Here is a 21024-nt window from a genome sequence, read left to right on the forward strand (position 1 = left end):
GAGCGACCCACCGGCGGTTTCACCAGCGCCCGACGGCCGGCAGGGCGAGCTGCTCCTTCCGCTGGCCGTAGTGCGTTGCCAGTGCGCGGTGGCGGTCGATCCAGTTGTCCGGAGCGGCCCGCCGCGACGAGCGGAGCATCGCCTGCCGAACCACGGCGTGGTACCGATATCCGTCGGCGTGCGCGCTCACGAAGGGCAGACCGCACACCCATTCGAAGTCGGCCGCCGGATCCGCGGCGACCGACAGGATCTCCCGGTCGAGACGGCGCGGCAGGGCAGCGGCCTGCGCGGCAGCCCGGTGATCCGGGTCGGGAACGCCGTTGAGGAACCGGCTGACCGCGGTGTCGACCGGGTCCGCCGCGCGCGCCGTGCCGTCGGTCGCGGCGGCCGCCAGCAACGCGACCAGCACCGGCAGGCCACCGGACAGCTCCAGGACGAGGTTCGCGGTCGCGGGGTTGGTGACGCCGCGGGCCGCCAGCAGTTGCCGTGCCTCGGCCTCGGTGAAGGTCGGCAGCTCGACATCGGCGCGGATGTTCACGAAGCCGGCCCACCGGTTCGCGTCGAGCGGATGCTGGCCGGACAGTACGAGCAAGAATCCGGCCGGCAGATCGCCGTACCGGCCTTCCAGCAGTTGCAGGAGCCAGTCACCGAGGACCGCCTCGGTCTGCTCGAACGCATCCACGAACAGCGCCACCGGCCGCTGGTCGCCGAGCTTCCACAGATCGGTGACGAAGGCCTTGCTGAGCACCTCGATCGGTGCCAGCAGCAGATCCGGGTCGTGCTTGCGGCCGAGCCGGCGGCCCAGGAACGCGCGGAGCTGATCGACCTGCTCCGCGGCGTCGTTCTTGTCGATCTCCTCGGTGAACGCGCCGACCACCGGGACGTTCGCGGCCGCGCGAAGACCGATCCGGACCGCGGAACGGGTCAGCAGCGCGGACATTCCGGCCGGCGCGTTCGGATCGGAGTCGAGCGTACGCCGATCCTTGCGATACCGGGCCAGCATCCGCCGGAAGCCGGTGCACTGGGCGCCCGACGCGGCCAGCCGGTCGGTCAGCTGCTCGATCGCCGACAGGATGTCATTGGCCGTGTCGATCGCCCCGACCGCGTACCCATGCCGCTCGGCGAGTTGCTGCCAACGCTCGACCAAGGTGGTCTTGCCGACCCCGCCGACGCCGTACAGGCTGATCAGGAACCGGCGCCGGGGGTCGTCGACCGGAAGCGTCAGGTTCTGCTCGAACTGGGCGAGCGCCACGCCGCGGCCGACGAAAAGGTCCTGCCGGCGAGCCCGGATACGGTCCTGCAGGGACGGTCTCCGGTCGCTCACCTCAGGGCCCCCAGCTGTCGTCCTGCTCCACGGAGCCACGATCGTACCGGCCTTTCCCGGCCGGCCCGTTGGTACCGACGCGCCGTGAGTGCTTGGCTCGGCGGCGATTCTGTGGTCAGGATGCAGTCATGGCCGATGCGACGGTGGTCCCGGGCAAGGCGGTGCCGCGCGGGCGGTACCCGCATGTGAAGGTCGCGAACGGGTTCGCGTTCGTCTCCGGTACGTCGAGCCGGCGCGCCGACAACACCATCGCGGGGGCCGCGGTGGATTCGCTCGGCACGGTCACGCTCGACATCCGCGCGCAGACCCGCGCCGTACTGGAGAACCTTCGCGACATCCTCGGCGCTGTCGGGGCCGGCCTCGACGACCTGGTCAGCGTGACCACGTACCTGGTGTCGATGAACGACTTCGGCGGCTACAACGAGGTGTACGGGGAGTTCTTCGACGCGAACGGCCCCGCGCGGACCACGGTCGCCGTCCATCAGTTGCCGCATCCCCAGCTCTTGATCGAGATATCCGGAACCGCAGTGATCCCGCAGGAGGCGTGAATCCAATGGTCAATCTCGAGTCGACGAACTTCCCGGAGTGGATCGAGGAGAACAAGCACCTGCTGAAGCCGCCGGTCGGCAACAAGCAGATGTTCCCGACCGGGGACGACTTCATCACGATGGTGGTCGGTGGCCCGAACCAGCGCACCGACTTCCACGTCGACCCGTACGAAGAATTCTTCTACCAGATCTCCGGGGAACTTCGGGTGCTGGTCCAAACACCTGACGGCCCGGCCACGGTCGAGGTGAACGCGGGCGAGATGTGGGTGCTGCCAAGGAACATGCCGCACTCGCCGCAGCGCGGGCCGGACTCGATCGGCCTGGTGATCGAGCGGGTCCGCGAGCAGGGCACGCTGGAGAAGTTCCGCTGGTACTGCGCGAACTGCAACGCGATCGTGCACGAGGTCGAGCTGCAGGTGAACGACATCGTCGCGGACCTGCCACCGGTGTTCAAGGCGTTCTACGAGAGCGAGGACGCGCGGACCTGCCCGCAGTGCGGCACGCTGCACCCGGGCAAATGACGGTCGACGTCCACACCCATCTCGTACCGAAGGGCTGGCCGGACCTCTCGGTAGCGTGCGGTGGGCACGGCTGGCCGTGGCTGCGGATCGACTCCGAGCGTGCCGCGATGATCATGATCGGTTCGTCGGAGTTCCGCCCGATCGGACCGCAGACCTGGGATCCGGCCGTCCGCCGCGCCGACATGGATGCCGACGGCATCGATCTTCAGGTGGTCTCGCCTACCCCGGTGTTCTTCGGGTACGAGCGCCCGGCCGCGCAGGCGGTCAAGCTGGCCAGGATCTTCAACGACCTGACCCTGGAAACGCTGGCGGGCGACGAGCGGTTCGTACCGTTCTGCCAGGTCCCGTTGCAGGATCCGGACGCCGCCTGCGCCGAACTCGACCGTTGCCGCGCCGCCGGTCATGCCGGGGTCGAGATCGGCAACCACGTCGGGGACAAGGACCTCGACGACCCGGGGATCGTTGCCTTTCTCAAACATTGCGCGGAGACCGGTACGCCGGTGCTGGTCCACCCCTGGGACATGCCGGGCGGGCCGCGGCTGGACCGGTGGATGGCACGCTGGCTGACCGGGATGCCGGCCGAGACCCACCTGTCCTTGCTGGCGATGATCCTCGGCGGCGCGTTCGACCGGTTGCCGCCGTCGCTGCGGATCTGTTTTGCTCACGGCGGCGGGAGTTTCGCGTTCTGGCTCGGCCGGCTGGAGAACGCCTGGCACCGGCGCGGCGACCTGGTCCGTGGTTGCTCGGAGCATCCACCCTCGGCGTACCTGGACCGGATCCTGGTCGACACGGTGGTGTTCGAATCAGCGCCTTTACGGCTACTTGTCGATACCTTGGGGGAAGACCGCGTACTGGTCGGCAGTGACTACCCCTATCCACTGGGTGAACGGCCGGTCGGGGAGGTGGTACGAAAAGCCGGCTTCCTGACCGCGGACCAGCAGCACAAGTTGCGTACCGGTAATGCGCTGCGCTATCTCGGGAGGCCTGTATGAGTGAGGACCGGTCGGTACTGTCCCGGAAGGCACCTGAGCCCGACCAGGAGCTTCGCTACGGCGACCACGCGGACCAGGTGATCGACTACTGGCACGCGAAGGACTACCGGTCACCGGTGGTGTTCCTGCACGGTGGCTTCTGGCGGCCGGAGTACGACCGCGTGCACGCCCGGTCACTCGGCGCGGCGCTGTCGGACCGTGGTTGGCCGGTGCTGTCAGTGGAGTACCGGCGCGAGCCCGGTAACCCGGATGTCACCACAGGCGACGTACGGACCGCACTGGACGCGCTACCGGACCTGGTGAACCTGGAAGCAGGCTTCGTACTGGTGGGGCACTCGGCAGGCGGTCAGTTGGCGCTGTGGGCCGCGTCGACCCTCAACCCGGTCCGTCTGCGCGGGGTGATCGCGCTGGCTCCCGTAGCTGACCTACTACAGGCCGACCGCTTGGACCTGGATGGCGGTGCCGTACAGGCGTTCATAGGCGGCGGCGTACGCAACGACCTGGACCCGGTGCACCTGCCGGCCTCAATCGCCCCCGTCACCCTGTTCCACGGCGTCAACGACTCAGTAGTACCGATCAGCATCACCGAGTCGTACTACAGCGCCCACCCCACCGCCCACTACCACCGCCTCGACCACTGCGCCCACTACGAACTGATAGACCCCCAAACCGACCCCTGGCAAAAACTCCCCCCAGAACTAACCCGCCTCACCAGCTGACTCAATCGTTTGCTTCCGAGTGGACCTTCGCGTAATTACGCTCGCCGAGGACTAGTCCACAAACTCGGGAGACACAGCATGCGAAAGATCCTGGCCGGCGCCGTACTCGGCCTCGCCGTCGCGGCTCTACCGCTGACCGGCGCGCAAGCGGCCACCCAGACAAGCCAGTCGACTCACCTGGCCCAGTCGACCCAGTGGCGGGGTCACTTCACCACCGGCGTCGACTGCCGAGCGGCCGGCAACAACATCCTGATGACCAGCCCCAAGGCCCAAACCTACGAATGCCGCCCCTTCAACCTCGGCGGCTTCGACCTCTACGTCACCTACGACTGAGCTACCCCAACTCAGGGATGCGGCGCCAGACAGCACCTCGTCCGGTGCCTTCCGGACTGACCTTCTGTTCGGCCTTGAGCTCCTCGAGGACGAGCCGGATGGTTTGGTCGCTGATCCCAGGCAGCGCCGTTCGAACGTCCGCAAGCCGGAACACCGGTGCCGCATGCCTGAGTATGTGCGTCCTGACCCGGTCCTGCTTGGTCCCTCCGCTCCGATCGCTGGCTGCCCGGCGCGCGAACACCTGGTACGCCGATGCCAGGACGTCAACGAAGTAGGTCAGCCAAGGCCAGGGGTCAGCGTGGTCGTCATGCCAATCATCGGTTGAGCGCAGAAGGGCCGCATAGTACTGGTCGGCGGAGTCGGCGATGAGGTGTTCAAGCGAGACCCACCTGCAGACCTCGTAGCCGGCGTCGATCAGCAGCGCGTTCGTCAGCGCGCGGGCAACTCGGCCAGATAGTCAGCCGTCCGCATCGCAGGCACCGGAATGAACCGGACCGTCGTACTGCCGTCCGGTGAGCGATCGACGACCAGGTTGTCGTCGGTTTTCAGCTGGCCACCTGGGTACGCCGTCTCAGACCAGAGCAGCCGGTGAAGATGGAGCAACAGTCCGATGTTCAGCGGGCGCCACTCCTCTTGGAACAAGTAGTCGAGCGCTTTGCGGTAGCCGACCAACTCTTGCTCACTCCGGTTGCGCAGTACGCCCGCAGTCCCCTCGATGACGCGCTCCGCCCGCGCGACATCCGGCACGATGACACCCTCGATCGCCGAGGAAGCGGTGATGCTCTGGATTCGGGCCCGATTCGCCAGCTGAAGCGCCGGCAGCTGATGCCGAACGAGCGCACCGGAATCCTCCAACAAGAAACCGGCAAACATACTAATCTCAGATCATCTTAGTATGTTTGTCGGTTTTCTTGGCGGGTTTCGCCGTGCACTTTCGCTGTGCGTCGCCGGCTACCAGCTCTCCGTCTTCGGCCTATTTCAGGCGTTTGGCGGCGGTTAGCAGGCCGTCGGAGGTGGGGAGGAGGGCGGAGACGAGGTCGTCGTCCTCGCGGACGGCTCGGATCAGGTCGCGGAGGGCCATCGTGTCGGCGTCCCGGCGGGCGGGGTCGGCGAGGCGGCCGTTGGCCAGGACGCCGGCGAAGACGACCAGGCCGCCGGGGCGCAGGAGCCGGAGGGCCTCGTGCAGGTACGCGGTGTTCTCCCGGCGGTCCGCGTCGCAGAAGACCAGGTCGTAGTGACCGTCGGTGAGGCGGGTGACCACGTCCAGGCCGGAGCCGGCGATCAGGCGGAAGCGGTTCGACGTGATGCCGGCGTCGAGGAAGGTCTTGCGGGCCAGGCGCTGGTTCTCGGCGTCGATGTCGACCGTGGTCAGGGTGCCGTCGGCGCGCATCCCGCGCAGCAGCGCGAGCCCGGAGACACCGGTCCCGGTGCCGATCTCGACCACCGCCTTGGCGCCGGCGCACGCTGCCAGCAGGCTCAGCGCCGACGCCGCCCCCGCGCCGATCGGGGCGATCCCGCTCTCCGCGGCGCTCGCCCGCGCACCGGTGACGGCTTCGTCCGCACCGGTGTAGTCCTCGGCGTAAGCCCAGGACGTCGGGTCGATGCCGGTGGCGATGGTGCCCTCCCAGTACTCGGACGGGTGATCTGCGGCTGCGCTACTCATGCTGCACCGAAGCCTAGCGGGTACGGGTCCGCTTTCCGTGCTGCACGCGCAGAGGTTGCGCACTCCTGCTCATAACAACCGGCCTACAATCAGCTATGATCGTCGGCAGCAGACATGACTCACCCGGTGAGGGAGGTGCGGAGTGCGGTCAGGCGCGGATGACGTCGATGCCGGCTTCCTTGAAGACGCCGAGCTGGCTCTCGTCGGCCTGGGCGTCGGTGACGAGCGTGTCGATCTCGCTCAGCTCACAGATCCGGGCGAAGGCGCGCTGCCCGAGCTTCGAGGAGTCCGCCACCACGACCACCTTGGCGGCCCGGCTGACGATCAGCTGGTTGATGTTCGCCTCGCCCTCGTGATGAGCGGTGGCGCCGGTCTCGTCGATCCCGTCGACGCCGATGAAGGCGATGTCGAGCGACAGGTCGGACAGAATCCGGTGCGACAGCGGGCCGATCATCTCGTACGACTGCGGCCGCGCCACGCCTCCGGTCAGCACCATCTTCACGTGCGGCCGGACGATCAGCTCGTTGGCGATGTTCAGCGCGTTGGTGACGAGCGTGAAGGCCGGCTCACCGTGCTCGGCGGACAGCTCCGGGCGGGTCGCCAGCGTCCGCGCCACCTCGGAGATGGTGGTGCCGCCGTTCATCCCGATCACCATCCCGCGCCGGACCAGCGTCGCCGCCGCCTGCGCGATCCGCTGCTTCTCGGACGCGAAACGCGCAGTTTTGTAGCGCAGCGGCAGGTCGTACGACACCGCGTTCGCGACCGCGCCGCCGCGGGTCCGGGTGAGGAGCTGCTGTTTGCCGAGATGATCCAGGTCACGCCGGATGGTGGCCGCGGACACGTGCAACTGCTCGGCGAGCTCGTCGACGTCGATGGCGCCCTTTTCGGCGAGCGACTCGAGCAAGGTGTTGAGCCGTTCATAACGCTTCACCCGGGGCTCCTCCTTCACACAATCGGTCAGCCGGGTGGCGGCTGGTTGGCACCATTCGATCACGTTCGAGCAGTTTCGACCATGACAAGTGCGGAGACGACATGACCCAGACGCCATTCGTGAGCAGTGAGATCGCCACTCAGCCGGACCTGTGGCGCCAGGTTTCGGCGGGTTTCGCGCAGTACGGCGGTGCACTTCCGCGGGCCGGTCTGCGCGTCGCGGCCGTCGGCTGCGGCACGTCCTGGTTCATGGCGATGGCGTACGCCGCGCTCCGTGAGGACCTCGGACAAGGCGAGACGGATGCGTTCGCGGGCTCGGAGTTCCCGGCCGGCCGGGCGTACGACGTGGTGGTCGTGATCAGCCGCTCCGGCACCACCACCGAGGTACTCGACCTGATCCGCGGCACCGACCTGCCGACCGTCGCGATCACCGCGACCCCGGGTTCGCCGATCGTCGACCTGGCCGATCAGACGATCATGCTCGACTTCGCGGACGAGCAGTCGGTCGTACAGACCCGGTTCGCCACCACCACGCTCGCGTTGCTGCGCGCCTCGCTCGGTCAGGACCTGACCCAGGCCGCCGCGGACGCGGAGACCGCGCTGACCGTCGACGTCGACGAGCTGGCCAAGCTCGAGCAGGTCACGTACGTGGGTACGCGCTGGACCGTCGGTCTGGCCCATGAGGCCGGGCTGAAGCAGCGCGAGGCCGCGTCGGCGTGGACCGAGGCATACCCGGCGATGGACTACCGGCACGGCCCGATCGCGATCGCGCAGCCCGGCCGCGGCGTTTGGATCTTCGGCGAGCCGCCGGCCGGCCTGGTCGACGACGTGACCGCGACCGGCGCCACGATCGTGCACCACGCCGCCCTGGACCCGATGGCGTCCCTGGTCGTCGCCCAGCGCGTAGCGGTCGCCAAGGCCCTGGCCCTGGGCCTCAACCCGGACCAGCCCCGCAGCCTGTCGCGCTCCGTCATCCTCGGCTGAGTCATCCTCGGCTGAGGGTTATCCACCCGTGTTGGGGGTTCTCCACTGGTGTGCGGGTGGAGAACCCCGGCGGGGTCCAGTGGTCTAAGCAACGAGTAGTTCGGCCAGTGCTTGGGCTGGGGTTTTGAGGTTGAGTGTAGGGCGGGGTCGTTGGTTGAGGGTGGTGGCGATCTGGTCGAGGCTGGCGGCGGTGTGGGTGGACAGGTCTGTGCCTTTGGTGAGCCAGAACCGCAGGAGCCGGTTGGTGTTCTCGTTGGTGCCGCGTTGCCAGGGGGAGTGGGGGTCGCAGAAGTAGACAGGCATGTTCAGATCGAGCTGGATGCGCCGGTAGGCGGCTAGTTCGCGTCCGCGGTCCCAGGTCAGGGAGCGGCGCAGGTGGTCGGGCAGGGTGCGCATCTGGGTGATCATGGTCTCGGCCACGGTGTCGGCGTCGTGCTGGCCGGGCAGGTGCAGCAAGATGGTGAACCGGGTGGTGCGCTCGACCAGTGTGCCGACCGCGGAGCGGTTGCCGGTGCCGATGATCAGGTCGCCTTCCCAATGTCCGGGCACGGCACGGTCGGTGGCCTCGGCGGGGCGTTGACTGATCGTGAACGCTTCCCGGTACGGGTTTCGGGCCTGGCGATGGTCGCCGCCGCGGGGTTTGCGGGCCGTGCGGCGCAGGCTCAACTGCCGGTGCAGGTCTTGTCGCAGCTGGCCGCGGGTCTGCACATACAGCGCTTGGTAGATGGTTTCGTGCGACACACGAGCCATCCTCTCCTGCGCGCTGTCGCCGGGGTGATCACGGCGCAGTACTGCCGCGATCAGGCCCGGGGACCAGCCGGTGTCCATCCAGCCGGTGATCCGGGCGCACAGCCCCGGATCGGCGGCCAGCTTGAACTCCTTGGGCCGGCGCCGCCGCTCATGAGCGGCACGGTGAGCCACCGGCGCCCAATAGGACCCGTCCCGGCCGCGATTGCGGGCCACCTCACGCCAGATCACCGACTTGTCCCGCCCGATCGCCTCACCGATCCCGGCATACGACAACCCCTGCCGTAACAGCACAGCGATCACCGCCCGGTCCTCACTGGTCAACGGCCGCCGAGCTCGCGTCCCCGCGACCCCACCCGGGACTGCTGCTGGCACGCTGCCCGGCAACCCACCAGCTCTGTTCTGCCGCAACGATGGCTCCACAAGCCCCGATGTTCGCCACCACAACGAACCCGTATCCCACGACACGCCGACCGCCGACGCCGCTGACTGCACCGACCACCCACCACCCACCAGCGCGAAAAACTCATCCCGCACTCCGTACGGATACCTCATCGGCATACACAACACCTTCCATCAGGCGTTGCTTCGACCACTGGACCCCGCCCCCCAACATCAGTGGAGAACCCGCCGCGTGGGGTGCTTGGGCGGCGGGCGATCAGGAGGCCGGCGGTGGCTGCGGTCAGCAGGCCGGCGGCGGTGGTGGTGAGGGTGGCCTGGGTGCCGGACAGTGGGATCAGCAGGCCGGCGGTGGCTTGGCCCAGGGCGGAGGCGCCGACTCGGAGGCTGGCAGCGGTTGTGCTGACCCGGCCCTGAAGTGGCTCCGGGCTGTACTGCTGCCGCGCCGCGAACATGGCCGGCAAAGTAGGCCCTTCCACGAGTCCGGCGGCGACAGCGAGCAGTAGTAGGACTCCGAATGATGCCGCGTACGGCCAGGTGCCTAGTACGAGACCGTACGCCGCGACGGACACCACCACGACGTACTCAGGCCGCCAGCGTGCTTGGACACGGCCGAGTAGTAGTGCCGTGGTGACGCTGCCGAGCTCTACTGCTGTCCACAGGTAGCCGGCGGCCGACTTGGGAAGGCCGAGCGACGCCACGTGTAGTGGTAGTGCGATCAGCAGCATGCCGGTGAAGCCCATCAGCAGAGTGGTCGTGACTGTTGACGCTCGCAGCGGCGGCGTACGGGCGAGATGGCGTAGTCCGCCGACGACTGAGCTGAGGAACTGCTCGCCGCTGGCGCCGACCGGTGGGAGTGCTGGTAACCGGGTGATGGCGATGATGCTCAGTGCGGCGGCGGCCACGATCACCACGACTGCCGCGTCGACGGCGACTACCGCGGCGACAGTAGCTGCGGTCGCTGGTCCGGCGATCGCGGCCGCGCTGAAGCTGACCGCCTCGAACGAGTTTGCGCGAGCCAGCTGATCCGGCCGGAACAGGCTGGGCAGCATGCTGGTGAACCCGCCGCTGACCATCGGCAGCGTGGTGCCGGCGATCGCGGCGAGGGCGGGGGAGACCCAGCTCGCGCTGTGGCCGACGAACGCGAGAAGCGCGAGCATGACGGCCGCGAGGGCGGCCTGATTGACCGCGAGCGCGCTGCGTCGATGGGGTGTTCGATCGAGCCAGGCACCGAGGAGTGGGCCGGTGACGATCGCCGGCAGGGCGTACGCGGCGCCGGTCAGGCCGGCGAGCGCGGGGCTGTCCGTACGATCCAGTACCAGCAGGACGAGGGTGAACGCGACCATCTCGTCGGCGAACCGGGCGAGGGTGGCCGCGAGGTAGTAGCTGAGCACTTTCCCTCCTTGTAACGCTGATCTGGCTGTTACGCGTTACGCTAGCAAATACGTTACGGGAGGAGTCCAGTGGAAATTCAGTCGCCGGATCGGTTGGTGCGGCTTGCGGTGGATCTGGTGAACACCCGCACGCTCGATCCTGAGCAGCTGGTTTCACCGGGGTCGTTGCGGGCGTTCCTGCTCGAACACGGTGAGCCGGAGCCGGTCGAACCGGACGAGGACGACCTGGTCGCGGTGCGCGCGGTCCGGGAGCGGCTCCGCCCGGTGTTCCACGCGGACGGCAGGGTGGCGGCCGGCGTACTGAACGGGTTGCTGGCGGAGTACGCCGTGAAGCCGTACTTGTCGGATCACGATGGGGCGCCATGGCATCTGCATGTGGCTGATCCGGATGCGTCGTGGGGTGAATGGCTGGCCGCGACGACAGCGCTCGGGCTGGCGACGTTCGCGGCTGGTCACGGGTTCGAGGCGCTAGGGGTGTGCGCGGCGGCGGACTGCGAGCGAGTGTTCGCCAACCCGGCCGAACACCGCCCCCGCCGCTTCTGCACCCCCCGCTGCGCAACCCGAACCCGAGTAACAGCCCACCGAGCCCGCAACCCCTAACACCACCTGCTTCCCCCACCACCTGCTTCCCCACCAGCTGAGGCGCGGCCGGGGTGGGCGTCTGGTGCGAAACCAGTTTCGTCTGAGGTCTGGTGAATGCGAAAGCGCTTGCGCTACTGTGCGGAACGGTCGGCTTGCCGATCGCCATCCGCGCAGAGGAGTTCCGATGAACAGGTTTGCAATTCGTTGTGCTGCCGGGCTTTCCGTGCCGTTCCTGCTGGCGGCCTGCTCCAGCGCGCCGTCCTCGGGCGACGCCGCCGGAGCCGGTTCAGGGTCCGGCGAGCAACAGGTGACGATCACGGTGGGTGACCGTCCGACCAGCTCGGACCCGGCCAACCGGGCCCAGTACGACCAGAAGGTGGCCGACTTCCAGAAGGCCAACCCGGACATCAAGCTGAACCCGGTCGAGACGCTCTGGGACCCGACCACCTTCCAGGCCCAGGCCGCCGGCGGTCAGCTGCCGGACGTACTGAACGTGCCGTTCACCGAGCCGCAGGGCCTGATCGCCCGCAAGCAGGTCGCCGACCTGACCAAGGTGCTCAAGGACGACGGCCTGATGACCCAGCTGAACCCGAACGTGCTGAAGATCGGCCAGGACCAGTCCGGCAACGTGTACGCGGTCCCGACCGCCGCGTACTCGGTCGGCCTGGTCTACAACCGCGACCTGTTCACCAAGGCTGGGCTCGACCCGAACAAGCCGCCGGCCACCTGGGACGAGCTGCGCGCGTACGCGAAGCAGATCACCCAGAAGACCGGTCAGGCCGGGTACGCGCAGATGACCACCAGCAACACCGGCGGCTGGATGTTCACCACGCAGAGCTACGCGTTCGGTGGCTCGATCGAGAACGAGGACGGCAGCAAGGCGTCGTTCGACGACGCGCCGTCGCGGGCCGCGCTGCAGGCGCTGCACGACATGAAGTGGGTGGACAAGTCGATGGGCCAGGCGGTGCTCTACGACATCGACGGCATCTCCAAGGCGTTCGCGGCCGGCAAGATCGGCATGTACATGTCAGCGCCGGACGCGTACCGCACTCTGGTCACGACGAACGGTCTGAAGGCGTCGGCGTTCGGTATCGGCCCGATGCCGCAGCAGAGCGGTGACCACGGCACATTGAGCGGTGGCAGCGTCCAGATCGTCAGCCCGAACGCCACCGACGCCGAGAAGGCAGCAGCGATCAAGTGGATCAAGTTCGCGTACCTGAACAAGTACGTGAACCAGGACGCCGCTGTGACAGCTGCCAAGAACGGCGTGGCGGCGAAGCAGCCCGTTGGTGTACCGGGGCTTCCGGTGGTCGCGGCCGACCAGTACTCGACGTACCAGGACTGGATCAAGCCGTACGTGAACGTCCCGTTGGAGAACTTCGCGCCGTACACGAAGGTGGCCGCGGACCAGAAGATCATCCCTGAGCCGCCGGTGAAGGCTCAGGAGGTGTACGCGGCGCTCGACCCGGTCGTGCAGACCGTACTGGGCAGCGAGAAGGCGGACATCTCCGCGCTGCTGACCAAGGCCGCGGGCACCGTGAACGCCAAGCTCGGGCGCTGAGTTGCTTCGCCGCCTGCGCAACGGTGTACCGGCAGTGCTCTTCGCGCTGCCGGTACTACTGGTCTTCCTGGTGTTCTCGTGGGGCCCGATCGTCAAGGGCCTGGTGATGAGCCTGCAGCAGACCAATCTGATCGATCCGGTCAAGTGGGTCGGGCTGGAGAACTTCCGGTACGTGTTGAGCGACCCAGCCGTCGGGCAGGCGTCACTGAACACCCTCTGGTTCACCTTGCTGGCGCTGCTGTTCGGTTTCCCGGTGCCGTTGCTGCTGGCAATGTTCCTGTCCGAGCTACGTGGCCGGTCCTGGCTGTACTCCACACTGGCGTACTTGCCGGTCATCACCCCGCCGGTGGTTGCCATCCTGCTCTGGCGGTTCTTCTACGACCCGTCGCCGGGCGGCATGTTCAACAGCATCCTGGGCAGTGTCGGGCTCGGACCGTTCCTCTGGCTGGACAGTCCGTCATCAGCAATGCCGTCCATCGTGCTGGAAGCGACGTGGGCCGGTGCCGGCAACGCAGTGATCATCTACCTGGCCGCACTGACCTCCGTCCGTACTGACCTGTACGAGGCGGCTGAGCTGGACGGTGCAGGCGTAGTACGCCGCGTATGGCACGTGATGCTGCCGCACCTGCGCAGTGTCCTGCTGTTGATGCTGCTGCTCCAGATCATCGGCACCATGCAGCTGTTCACCGAGCCGTTGCTGTTCACCGGTGGTGGACCACAGGGAGCGACTACAACCATCTTGCTGCTCATTTACAACTACGCCTTCGTCAACGGCGACTACGGAGCTGCTACCGCGCTGAGTGTGCTGCTGGCCTTGGCGCTCGCGGTGGTGTCCGCCGTGTTCCAGTTGGCCACTCGTGGATGGAGTACGGAGTGAGCGAACGGAGTGCACTGTCGGACGCGGACCGGAAGCTCACCCGGATACGTGTGCCGTTCGTCATCGGGCAGGTCCTCGTACTGATCGGACTGCTCGTTGCCGGTCTCGGACCGCTGCTCTGGTTGCTCAAGGCAGCGATCTCCCCGACCCAGGACAGTGTGCGCTCGCCACTCGCGTGGTTCCCGTCCGGTGAAGTGCAGTGGGGAAACCTCAGTACTGCCTGGCAACAGGGCCACATCGGGTACTACCTGGGTAACACCGCCATCATCGCCGCCGGCTCCGCTCTGGCGTCGCTGATCGTGTGTACGACAGCCGGCTACGTACTGAGCGTGCTGCGCCCACGCTGGGGTGCAGTGTTGTCCGGCGCGATTCTGGCCACGCTGTTCGTACCCCACATCGTTTCACTCGTCCCGCTGTACCTGACCGTGCTGAAGGTGCCAGTAGTACATGCCAACCTGACCAACACGTTCTGGGCGGTCTGGCTGCCACCCGCGGCCAGTGCGTTCAACGTGCTGATCGTGAAACGCTTCTTCGACAGCATCCCGCGGGAGTACTTCGAAGCGGCCCGGATCGACGGCGCCGGTGCACTCCGGGTGTTCACCTCACTGGTACTCCCGCTGTCGCGGCCGATCCTCGGCGTGGTCCTGCTGCTCAGCATCATCTCCTCCTGGAAGGACTATCTGTGGCCTCTGCTGGTGCTGACGAATCCGGATCTGCAGCCGGTCTCGGTGGCGTTGCCCAAGATCGCCAAGGTGACGGAGCTCAACATCCAGTTGGCGGGCCTGTTCCTGGCCCTGCTCATCCCGGTGCTGCTGTTCCTGGTGTTCCAGCGAGCGTTTCTGCGCGGCGTCGGCCTGTCGGGAGGAATCAAAGCGTGAAACGAGTTCTGGTCACCGGTGCGGACGGTTCGATCGGCCGGGCCGCGGTGGTCGGTCTGCAAGCCGCCGGGTACGAGGTGACCGGCCTGTCCCTGCGCTACGACCACACCAGTACGGCAGATCGCCCACTGGTAGGCGATGCGCGATCAGCCGACGACGTCGGCGCCGCACTGGACGGTGTGGACGCGGTACTGCACCTGGCCGCCATCCCGCACCCCAGTCTGGGTACGCCGGAGGAGGTGTTCGAGAACAACGTCGCGGCGACGTTCAACGTACTCGCACAGGCTGGACAGCAGGGCATCGGCCGCGCGGTGATCGCGAGCAGCATCAACGCGTTCGGCGTACCCATGAACGTCAACCAGGTCGTACCGGCGTACTACCCGCTGGACGAGGAGGTGCACGCGGACATCTCCGACGCGTACTCGTTGTCCAAGAGCGTCGACGAACAGAGTGCACGGATGGCTTGGCGGCGCTGGGGAACCGACGTGATCGCACTGCGCTTCCCACTGGTCAAGGACCATGCGGAGCTGCTCAAGTTCGCGGCCAGGGCGGAACGCGACCCGTCCGGGATGGCCCGCGAAGGCTGGGCGTACTTGGACCTGCGGGACGGCGTACGCGCGATCATCGCCGCACTGGAGTCAACGGTCGCCGGCGCGCATGTGGTCGGGCTGGCGGCCGACGACATCCTGATCGACCGGCAAACGGACGAGCTGCTACGGGAGTACGCGCCGACCGTCCCGCTACGGCGGCCCGTGCACGGCCGGGACGCACTGGTCGACACTGCACGGGCGAAAGAGCTGCTGGGCTTCACGCCGCGGTTCTCGATCCACGACGACGATCAGGTGGTCTCCGCGGTCACGATCTGAGGCGCGACGTACTGGATGCCGGGCTTCGGGTCGGGTTCGAGGAGCTGGGCCGCCACCTGCCGGCCGATCTCCTCGAGCCCGACGTCGACCGTGGTCAGGTGCCGGGAGGTGCGCTGGTCGTGCATCAGCTGCTCCCAGTTGTCGACGCCGATCAGCGAGACATCGCCGGGTACGTCGCGGCCGGCGGCTCGTACCGCACGCTCGGCGCCGCGGGCGATCGCGTCGCTCCCGCAGAAGATCGCGTCCACGTCCGGCGACTCGGCCAGTACGGCGGCGGCCGCCTCCGCGCCCCAGTCCTCGCGCCAACGGCCGAACCGCACCGGCGCGGCCCACGCCAGCCCGGCCTCCGCCAGCATCTCCTTGGCGCTGGCCGCGCGCTTGACCGCCGCGTTGTCGTGCGGCTCCGCGGTGATGTGCGCGATTTTCCGGCGCCCCTTGGACAGCAGGTGCTGGATGGCGATCCGGCCGATCGCGTCGTCGTCGGAGGTGATCGTGACGTCGTCCGGGTTCTCGGTGTACGTGAACGCGTAGATCACCGGTACGTCGAAGCGGCTGGTCAGCGACGGGGTCGGGAACGACGTGCCGGTACCGATCACGATCACGCCGTCGATCCGGCGGGCCCGCAGTTGCAGGATCGACTCGGTCACGTCGTGGTCGTCGATCCGGGCGTCGTACAGCAGGATCGCCTGCTCCTTGGCGCCGAGCTCGGTGGCGGCGGTGGCGAGCACCACGCGGGTGAACGGGTTCGACGCGCGGTGCGTGAGCACGCCGATGGTCTGGCTGCGGCCGCGGGCGAACGACCGGGCCAGCGCGTTGTGCCGGAACCCGAGCTGGTCCGCCGTGGTCCGGACGTGCTGCCGGGTCGCGGCGGAGATCCGGTCGGTCCCGTTCAGCGCCTTCGATGCCGTCGACAACGACACCCCCGCCGCCGCGGCCACATCGGACAACGTGATCACCGGTTTGGCCATTCCCCCATGTTAGTTGGTTCCGAGCCGTTGACAGGTGGCTCGCCGGGCAGCAGGGTTTGGGGAGCGAAACCGCTTTCGCTCCCTGGGAGGAGAGTTTCATGACCCGTCGCCGCTCGGGCGCAGTCAGTCTTCTCACGGCCGGTCTGCTGCTGGCCGCCGTACTTCAGTCACCGGCCCGCGCCGCGACCGCCGCCGCGCCCACGCTGACGATCACACCGACCACGGTCGGCAACACGTTCACCGTCGGGCAGCAGGTGCAACTCGGCTTCAGCACCGACGCGACCACCGTCAGCTGGACGGTCCGCGATGCTGCCGGTACCGAAGTGAGCAAAGGCTCCGCATCGGCCGCTGCACTCAACGGACAGCTCACACTGCCGATCAGCACACCCGGCTGGTACCAGACCGATCTCGCCGCGGTGGCTGCCGACGGTTCGACCACGCTGGGCGGTACGGACTTCGCCGTACTCACCCCACACGACTTCTCCACCTCCACCGACACTCGCATCGGCGTCGCGTCCGCACTGGGCTTCGGTGGCGTGGCCAACCCGGGTCTGGAGGCCGTACCGCTGATGGCCAACGGGGGTATCTCGACCGCGCGGGACGAGGCGTTCTGGTCCGCGGCCGAGACCACCAAGGGCGTCATCCAGTTCCCGCAGAAGGTCAAGGACTACAAGAAGGCGCTGGACGACAACCACGTCGACTTCCTGAACATCCTCGACTACGGCAACTCGCTGTACTACCCCGACGAGGCGCCGTCGACCGACGAACAGCGGGCCGCGTTCACTCGGTACGCTGTCGCGGCTGTTGACGAGTTCGGTACGGAGCACACGACGTACGAGCTTTGGAACGAGTGGAACCTGCGCGACCAGAACGGCGCCGCGAAGGCCAGTCCGGAGAACTACGTCGCGCTGCTCAAGTCAGTCAGCGCAGCGGTTCGTGCGAAGCATCCGGATGTGAAGCTGACCGGTCCGTCGCTTGCCGTCATCAACGACTGGCAGGGCTGGTTCACCAAGTTCGCGGACCTCGGTGGGCTCGACTACGTGGACGCGGTCACCATCCACCCGTACGTGCAGCCGCTCGACCCGGAGGCATCCGTTGCGTACGTGAACACCATCCGCGGCATCATGGCGGCGCACGGCTCCAGCAAACCGATCTACATCACCGAACAGGGCTGGGCCACCGGTACGAACCCAAGTGCGGTGTCCGAGCCGGCACAGGCCCGTGACCTGGTACGCGGCCAGCTGCTGTCGTACGGGAACGGTGTCGCGCGGTACAGCTCGTACAACTTCATGGACTCCGGCAACAACCCGTCCGACGTGGAGCACCGGTTCGGCATGGTGCGTAACCGGCTCGACTCGCGTGGTGCGCTCGTACCCAAGCCGTCGTACGTGGCAACTGCTGTCCTGGCTCGGCAGATCGACCAGCTTCCACTGATCGGACAGACCCGGTTCGGTACGAACGGGTACGACGTCTCGTTCAACGCGGGGAGCGGACAGTCGGTCCACGCGGTCTGGTCGACGACACCCGGTCTGGTGAACATTGCGGCACCAGCTGGATCGCCGGTGCAGATAACTGACCTGTACGGGGTGACGACCACACTGACTGCGGACGCGGGTGGTCACGTGTGGATGACTGCTGGACCAGACCCGTTCTACGCACGCGGCGCGATCACTGGCGTGGCACCGTCCAACCGGTTCGGGCTGTCCATGTCACCGGAGATCGCCGGCGACCCAGCCACCGGCACGCTGACGTTCACCAACCCGGATGCGGTGGCGCACACGTTCACTGTGTCGGCCGGTGGCACTGAGACGAGTGGCTCGGCGGCTGCAGGTGCAACGGCTACTGCTGCAGTGGCCTATCCGGCACAGGACTCGACCGGGCCGCGTACGTACTCGGCGAAGGTCAGCGTCGACGGGCAACCAGTCGGACTGGTGTCCGCGGCTGGCACAGCGACCCCTCCGCTGTCAGTTACTGCTTCGCACGTACTGAACGGCAGTGGAAAGGACCTGCTTCGTTTCCGGGTCACCAACTCCTCGTCACAACCCATCATCCTGAGCGGCCTCGACTGGACGGCTGGAGCGGCGTCAGGCACGTTGCTGGCCGGCTGTGTGGTCCCCGCACACGGCACGGACGAGGTCGATGTGGCGCTGACGCTCGACCAGGCCACTACCTGGTCTGCCAGTCTGCGTCGGACGGGTGCTGCTGACATCCAGGCATCCGGCAAGCTGGTTCCGGTCACTGCGCCAACAGTCGCCAAGCGGTACACGGTCAACTTGGACGGCGTCATTGACCCGGTGGTCGCGCGGCAGCCGGCCATAGCGCTGGAAGGCACTGGTACCCCACCGGTGACCGGCTGGGGCGGTCCCGGTGACCTGTCCGGCAGGCTGTGGCTCACGCACGACGACCAGAACCTGTACCTGTCAGCCAAGGTCACCGACGACGTGTTCTCCCAGCCGAGCCGTGGCGGCAACATCTGGGGCGGTGACGGGCTGCAGCTCGGTATGACAGCCGGTGCGCCCGGTGAAGCAGTCCAGACGCAGGAGATCGGTGCCGCGCTGACCGATGCGGGTCCGGTGGACACCTGGCGTTGGACACCGACCAGTCAGACAGGTGTACCGCCGGGCGTCCAGGCCAAGGTGGTACGTGACGAGGCGGCGCACACGACCACGTACGAGATCGCTGTGCCGTGGAGCACGCTCGGTGTCGCGGCCAAGGACAGGCTGATCGCGGCGACCGTCGTGCTGAACGAGAACGACGGCACTGGGCGGCGTGGCTGGCTGACCTGGGGCAGGGGCGTCGCCGAGACCAAGAACCCCGGGCTGTTCAACGCCATCAGGCTCGACCCGTCCGCTGCCAGGTAGCCGGTCCCTGACTCGGCGTAGGTGCCCTGGAACGCTGCCCGAGGGGCACCTACGCCGTACCCGGCCGACCCGCCTAGGATCGGCACTGGGAGTCCACAGGACCCGGGAGGGGTGCGAGTTGAGTCACACCGTGCTGGCCGAGCTGGTGGCCAACGTGCTGAAGGTCACCGCCAAGGCCGGGGACACGGTGGAACCGGATGACATCCTGGTCATTCTGGAGTCGATGAAGATGGAGATACCGGTACTGGCCGAGGTGGCCGGCACCGTGACCGAGCTGAAGGTCGCCGAAGGCGAAGTGGTCCGGGACGGAGACCCGATCGCCGTCATCGACCCGAGGTGACGCAGAATCATGCAGGGGTGATTCAACCGAAATGGCCGTCCGCGCGTCTTTACCGGTGAGGGCACCGGCCGGGAACTTCCGGCCGGAGCGCCGCGTTGAGCCGACGTACGACGAACTCAGGGTCTTTCCCGGGTTCTCCCGACGTGCGAAAAGGACGGTGACCGCGGCACCATGGCCTTCACGCTCATTGCCGAGAGGACCCAGGGAGGCGTTGCGGTGAAGCCGTTCAGCACCTCGACGGTGCCCGCGACCCAACCGGCGGCCGAGGCCCTTCCCGAAGCGCTGCCGTCCTGGGACGAGATCGTCCGGAACCACTCCGCCCGCGTCTATCGGCTGGCCTACCGCCTGACCGGTAACAAGCACGACGCCGAGGACCTGACCCAGGAGGTCTTCGTCCGGGTCTTCCGGTCGCTGTCCTCGTACACGCCGGGGACGTTCGAGGGCTGGCTGTACCGGATCACCACGAACCTCTTCCTCGACGGCGCCCGCCGCAAGCAGCGGATCCGCTTCGACGGCCTGCCCGAGGACGCGCACGACCGGCTGCCCGCCAAGGGCGAGGGCCCGGCCGAGAAGCTGGACTCGGACCTGTTCGACCACGACGTCCAGGACGCGCTCGACGCGCTGCCGGAGGACTTCCGCGCGGCCGTGGTGCTGTGCGACATCGAGGGCATGACGTACGACGAGATCGCCGATGTCCTGGACGTGAAGCTCGGCACGGTCCGCAGCCGCATCCACCGCGGCCGGTCGATGCTGCGCAAGCACCTGGAGCACCGGGCCCCGCGGTCCGGCCAGACCCGTGTCGGCGGCCCGCCCACCGACGGTCCGGCCACCGATGGCCTGTTCGACGGCGGTGACCTCCGATGACGCACCCGCTGGACAAGCTGAGCGCTGTCGTCGACGGCGCGCTGGACCACGACTCCCGGGACCGGGTGCTGGTGCATCTGGTGGGCTGTGACAGCTGCCGGGCCGAGGTGGACGCGCAGCGCCGCCTGAAGGCGCGGATGTCGGCGGTGGAGTCACCTGATCCGTCCACTGACCTGATGCAGCGCCTGATGGGTGTCTCGTCGTTCTCGACCGAGCCACGGGAGGAGGTCCGCCCGGTGCTCACACCGGCGGTCAGCCTCTTCCCACAGCGGTCCGCGTTCCCGGCCGGGCGTACAGGTGGCACTCGGCCGGGCGCCGGGCGTGGCGTCCGCTCCCGGCGCCGTACCGGTGTGCTGGGTGCTGCCGGCTCAGCAGCCGCGGTCGCCTCCCTGCTCGGGACGGCCTTCGTCATCGGCGACCCGGCCCGCTCGGAGCAGCCGCCGACGCTGCAGCCGCCGGTGGCCAGCTTCTCCTCCGACCATGCGACTACTACCGGGGGAGCGCCGTTCGCCGACCCGGTCGCGGTGCTGAGCTCGTACACGGGCGGCGGGTACGCGGGGCTGAGCCCGACGCTGGGTTCGGCTTTGGGCTCGAGTCCGGCCCTGGGCTCGGTTCCGGTGGGTTCGAGGCCGGGTTCCACGCTCGGCCCGGTGGCTCTGACCGGACGCTGACC

General features: G+C 67.7%; 22 protein-coding genes. 15 read left to right on the forward strand and 7 right to left on the reverse strand.

Annotation, left to right across the window (positions count from 1 at the left end; translation table 11 throughout):
• Nucleotides 1-19 precede the first annotated feature (19 nt).
• A complete protein-coding gene (locus HDA44_RS34275) occupies nucleotides 20-1324 on the reverse strand; it encodes a P-loop NTPase family protein (RefSeq protein ID WP_184841648.1) in 1305 nt (434 codons plus the stop codon).
• A gap of 128 nt (nucleotides 1325-1452) precedes the next feature.
• On the opposite strand from HDA44_RS34275, the gene HDA44_RS34280 reads away from it, so the two are divergent.
• The 5 genes from HDA44_RS34280 (at nucleotide 1453) to HDA44_RS34300 (ending at nucleotide 4437) form a co-directional block, all read left to right on the forward strand.
• A complete protein-coding gene (locus HDA44_RS34280; RefSeq protein ID WP_184841650.1) occupies nucleotides 1453-1872 on the forward strand; it encodes a RidA family protein in 420 nt (139 codons plus the stop codon).
• Between the two features lie 5 nt (nucleotides 1873-1877).
• A complete protein-coding gene (locus HDA44_RS34285; protein WP_184841653.1) occupies nucleotides 1878-2393 on the forward strand; it encodes a 3-hydroxyanthranilate 3,4-dioxygenase in 516 nt (171 codons plus the stop codon).
• Nucleotides 2390-3385, forward strand: coding sequence for an amidohydrolase family protein (locus HDA44_RS34290; RefSeq protein WP_184841655.1), 996 nt, complete (start codon nucleotides 2390-2392; stop codon nucleotides 3383-3385). The genes HDA44_RS34285 and HDA44_RS34290 overlap by 4 nt, the downstream gene beginning before the upstream one ends.
• Complete coding sequence (locus HDA44_RS34295) at nucleotides 3382-4104, forward strand: alpha/beta hydrolase family protein (RefSeq protein ID WP_184841657.1); 723 nt, start codon at nucleotides 3382-3384, stop codon at nucleotides 4102-4104. Before HDA44_RS34290 ends, HDA44_RS34295 begins: the two co-directional genes overlap by 4 nt.
• Nucleotides 4105-4182: 78 nt before the next feature.
• Nucleotides 4183-4437, forward strand: coding sequence for a hypothetical protein (locus HDA44_RS34300; protein ID WP_184841659.1), 255 nt, complete (start codon nucleotides 4183-4185; stop codon nucleotides 4435-4437).
• Between the two features lie 429 nt (nucleotides 4438-4866).
• Here the strand turns inward: HDA44_RS34300 and HDA44_RS34305 are convergent, their stop codons facing one another.
• From HDA44_RS34305 to HDA44_RS34315, 3 genes are all read right to left on the reverse strand, one after another.
• Entirely contained in the window at nucleotides 4867-5292 is a 426-nt protein-coding gene (locus HDA44_RS34305; RefSeq protein ID WP_184841661.1) for a Fic family protein, read from the reverse strand.
• A 118-nt stretch (nucleotides 5293-5410) separates the two neighbouring features.
• Nucleotides 5411-6100: an O-methyltransferase gene (locus tag HDA44_RS34310; RefSeq protein ID WP_184841663.1), complete on the reverse strand. Its 690-nt coding sequence runs from the start codon at nucleotides 6098-6100 to the stop codon at nucleotides 5411-5413.
• 148 nt (nucleotides 6101-6248) lie between these two features.
• Entirely contained in the window at nucleotides 6249-7031 is a 783-nt protein-coding gene (locus HDA44_RS34315; protein ID WP_131334540.1) for a DeoR/GlpR family DNA-binding transcription regulator, read from the reverse strand.
• A gap of 101 nt (nucleotides 7032-7132) precedes the next feature.
• Between HDA44_RS34315 and HDA44_RS34320 the strand changes: the two genes are divergently transcribed.
• A complete protein-coding gene (locus HDA44_RS34320; protein WP_184841665.1) occupies nucleotides 7133-8014 on the forward strand; it encodes an SIS domain-containing protein in 882 nt (293 codons plus the stop codon).
• Nucleotides 8015-8098: 84 nt separating this feature from the next.
• On the opposite strand, the gene HDA44_RS34325 is transcribed toward HDA44_RS34320, so the two are convergent.
• Both HDA44_RS34325 and HDA44_RS34330 read right to left on the reverse strand, forming a co-directional pair.
• Nucleotides 8099-9322 (reverse strand): IS30 family transposase, encoded by a 1224-nt coding sequence (locus tag HDA44_RS34325; protein ID WP_184830367.1) that lies wholly within the window; start codon nucleotides 9320-9322, stop codon nucleotides 8099-8101.
• A complete protein-coding gene (locus HDA44_RS34330; RefSeq protein WP_337906743.1) occupies nucleotides 9313-10554 on the reverse strand; it encodes an MFS transporter in 1242 nt (413 codons plus the stop codon). Before HDA44_RS34330 ends, HDA44_RS34325 begins: the two co-directional genes overlap by 10 nt.
• A gap of 69 nt (nucleotides 10555-10623) precedes the next feature.
• Between HDA44_RS34330 and HDA44_RS34335 the strand changes: the two genes are divergently transcribed.
• The 5 genes from HDA44_RS34335 (at nucleotide 10624) to HDA44_RS34355 (ending at nucleotide 15318) form a co-directional block, all read left to right on the forward strand.
• On the forward strand, nucleotides 10624-11154 hold the full coding sequence (locus HDA44_RS34335) for an ABATE domain-containing protein (RefSeq protein ID WP_184841667.1): 531 nt from the start codon (nucleotides 10624-10626) through the stop codon (nucleotides 11152-11154).
• 166 nt (nucleotides 11155-11320) lie between these two features.
• Complete coding sequence (locus HDA44_RS34340) at nucleotides 11321-12697, forward strand: extracellular solute-binding protein (protein ID WP_184841669.1); 1377 nt, start codon at nucleotides 11321-11323, stop codon at nucleotides 12695-12697.
• Between the two features lie 34 nt (nucleotides 12698-12731).
• The gene (locus tag HDA44_RS34345; RefSeq protein WP_337906746.1) at nucleotides 12732-13574 is read left to right on the forward strand and encodes a carbohydrate ABC transporter permease; all 843 of its coding nucleotides are present in this window, start codon (nucleotides 12732-12734) and stop codon (nucleotides 13572-13574) included.
• On the forward strand, nucleotides 13571-14452 hold the full coding sequence (locus tag HDA44_RS34350; RefSeq protein WP_319037814.1) for a carbohydrate ABC transporter permease: 882 nt from the start codon (nucleotides 13571-13573) through the stop codon (nucleotides 14450-14452). Before HDA44_RS34345 ends, HDA44_RS34350 begins: the two co-directional genes overlap by 4 nt.
• A complete protein-coding gene (locus HDA44_RS34355) occupies nucleotides 14449-15318 on the forward strand; it encodes an NAD-dependent epimerase/dehydratase family protein (RefSeq protein ID WP_184841674.1) in 870 nt (289 codons plus the stop codon). The genes HDA44_RS34350 and HDA44_RS34355 overlap by 4 nt, the downstream gene beginning before the upstream one ends.
• Here HDA44_RS34355 and HDA44_RS34360 read toward each other — a convergent pair.
• The gene (locus HDA44_RS34360; RefSeq protein WP_184841676.1) at nucleotides 15291-16286 is read right to left on the reverse strand and encodes a LacI family DNA-binding transcriptional regulator; all 996 of its coding nucleotides are present in this window, start codon (nucleotides 16284-16286) and stop codon (nucleotides 15291-15293) included. The genes HDA44_RS34355 and HDA44_RS34360 overlap by 28 nt on opposite strands.
• A gap of 98 nt (nucleotides 16287-16384) precedes the next feature.
• Here HDA44_RS34360 and HDA44_RS34365 point away from each other — a divergent pair, with 98 nt between their 5' ends.
• The 4 genes from HDA44_RS34365 to HDA44_RS34380 all read left to right on the forward strand — a co-directional run bounded on the left by HDA44_RS34365 (nucleotide 16385) and on the right by HDA44_RS34380 (nucleotide 21022).
• Complete coding sequence (locus HDA44_RS34365; protein WP_184841679.1) at nucleotides 16385-19147, forward strand: sugar-binding protein; 2763 nt, start codon at nucleotides 16385-16387, stop codon at nucleotides 19145-19147.
• Nucleotides 19148-19265: 118 nt separating this feature from the next.
• Complete coding sequence (locus HDA44_RS34370; protein ID WP_184841681.1) at nucleotides 19266-19487, forward strand: biotin/lipoyl-binding carrier protein; 222 nt, start codon at nucleotides 19266-19268, stop codon at nucleotides 19485-19487.
• 171 nt (nucleotides 19488-19658) lie between these two features.
• Nucleotides 19659-20351 (forward strand): RNA polymerase sigma factor SigE, encoded by a 693-nt coding sequence (sigE, locus tag HDA44_RS34375; protein ID WP_184841683.1) that lies wholly within the window; start codon nucleotides 19659-19661, stop codon nucleotides 20349-20351.
• A complete protein-coding gene (locus tag HDA44_RS34380; RefSeq protein ID WP_184841685.1) occupies nucleotides 20348-21022 on the forward strand; it encodes an anti-sigma factor family protein in 675 nt (224 codons plus the stop codon). The genes sigE and HDA44_RS34380 overlap by 4 nt, the downstream gene beginning before the upstream one ends.
• Nucleotides 21023-21024 lie beyond the last annotated feature (2 nt).

The organism is Kribbella solani, from assembly GCF_014205295.1.
GTDB classification, from domain to species: Bacteria; Actinomycetota; Actinomycetes; order Propionibacteriales; family Kribbellaceae; genus Kribbella; species Kribbella solani.

What these genes read in the sequence shown, in the direction of transcription:
- HDA44_RS34340 (WP_184841669.1), top strand. Translation starts at nt 11,321, where the DNA reads ATGAACAGGTTTGCAATTCGTTGTGCTGCCGGGCTTTCCGTGCCGTTC.
- HDA44_RS34285 (WP_184841653.1), top strand. Translation starts at nt 1,878, where the DNA reads ATGGTCAATCTCGAGTCGACGAACTTCCCGGAGTGGATCGAGGAGAAC.
- HDA44_RS34325 (WP_184830367.1), bottom strand. Translation starts at nt 9,322, where the DNA reads ATGCCGATGAGGTATCCGTACGGAGTGCGGGATGAGTTTTTCGCGCTG.
- HDA44_RS34295 (WP_184841657.1), top strand. Translation starts at nt 3,382, where the DNA reads ATGAGTGAGGACCGGTCGGTACTGTCCCGGAAGGCACCTGAGCCCGAC.
- HDA44_RS34360 (WP_184841676.1), bottom strand. Translation starts at nt 16,286, where the DNA reads ATGGCCAAACCGGTGATCACGTTGTCCGATGTGGCCGCGGCGGCGGGG.
- HDA44_RS34320 (WP_184841665.1), top strand. Translation starts at nt 7,133, where the DNA reads ATGACCCAGACGCCATTCGTGAGCAGTGAGATCGCCACTCAGCCGGAC.
- HDA44_RS34380 (WP_184841685.1), top strand. Translation starts at nt 20,348, where the DNA reads ATGACGCACCCGCTGGACAAGCTGAGCGCTGTCGTCGACGGCGCGCTG.
- HDA44_RS34300 (WP_184841659.1), top strand. Translation starts at nt 4,183, where the DNA reads ATGCGAAAGATCCTGGCCGGCGCCGTACTCGGCCTCGCCGTCGCGGCT.
- HDA44_RS34290 (WP_184841655.1), top strand. Translation starts at nt 2,390, where the DNA reads ATGACGGTCGACGTCCACACCCATCTCGTACCGAAGGGCTGGCCGGAC.
- sigE (WP_184841683.1), top strand. Translation starts at nt 19,659, where the DNA reads ATGGCCTTCACGCTCATTGCCGAGAGGACCCAGGGAGGCGTTGCGGTG.
- HDA44_RS34365 (WP_184841679.1), top strand. Translation starts at nt 16,385, where the DNA reads ATGACCCGTCGCCGCTCGGGCGCAGTCAGTCTTCTCACGGCCGGTCTG.
- HDA44_RS34280 (WP_184841650.1), top strand. Translation starts at nt 1,453, where the DNA reads ATGGCCGATGCGACGGTGGTCCCGGGCAAGGCGGTGCCGCGCGGGCGG.
- HDA44_RS34310 (WP_184841663.1), bottom strand. Translation starts at nt 6,100, where the DNA reads ATGAGTAGCGCAGCCGCAGATCACCCGTCCGAGTACTGGGAGGGCACC.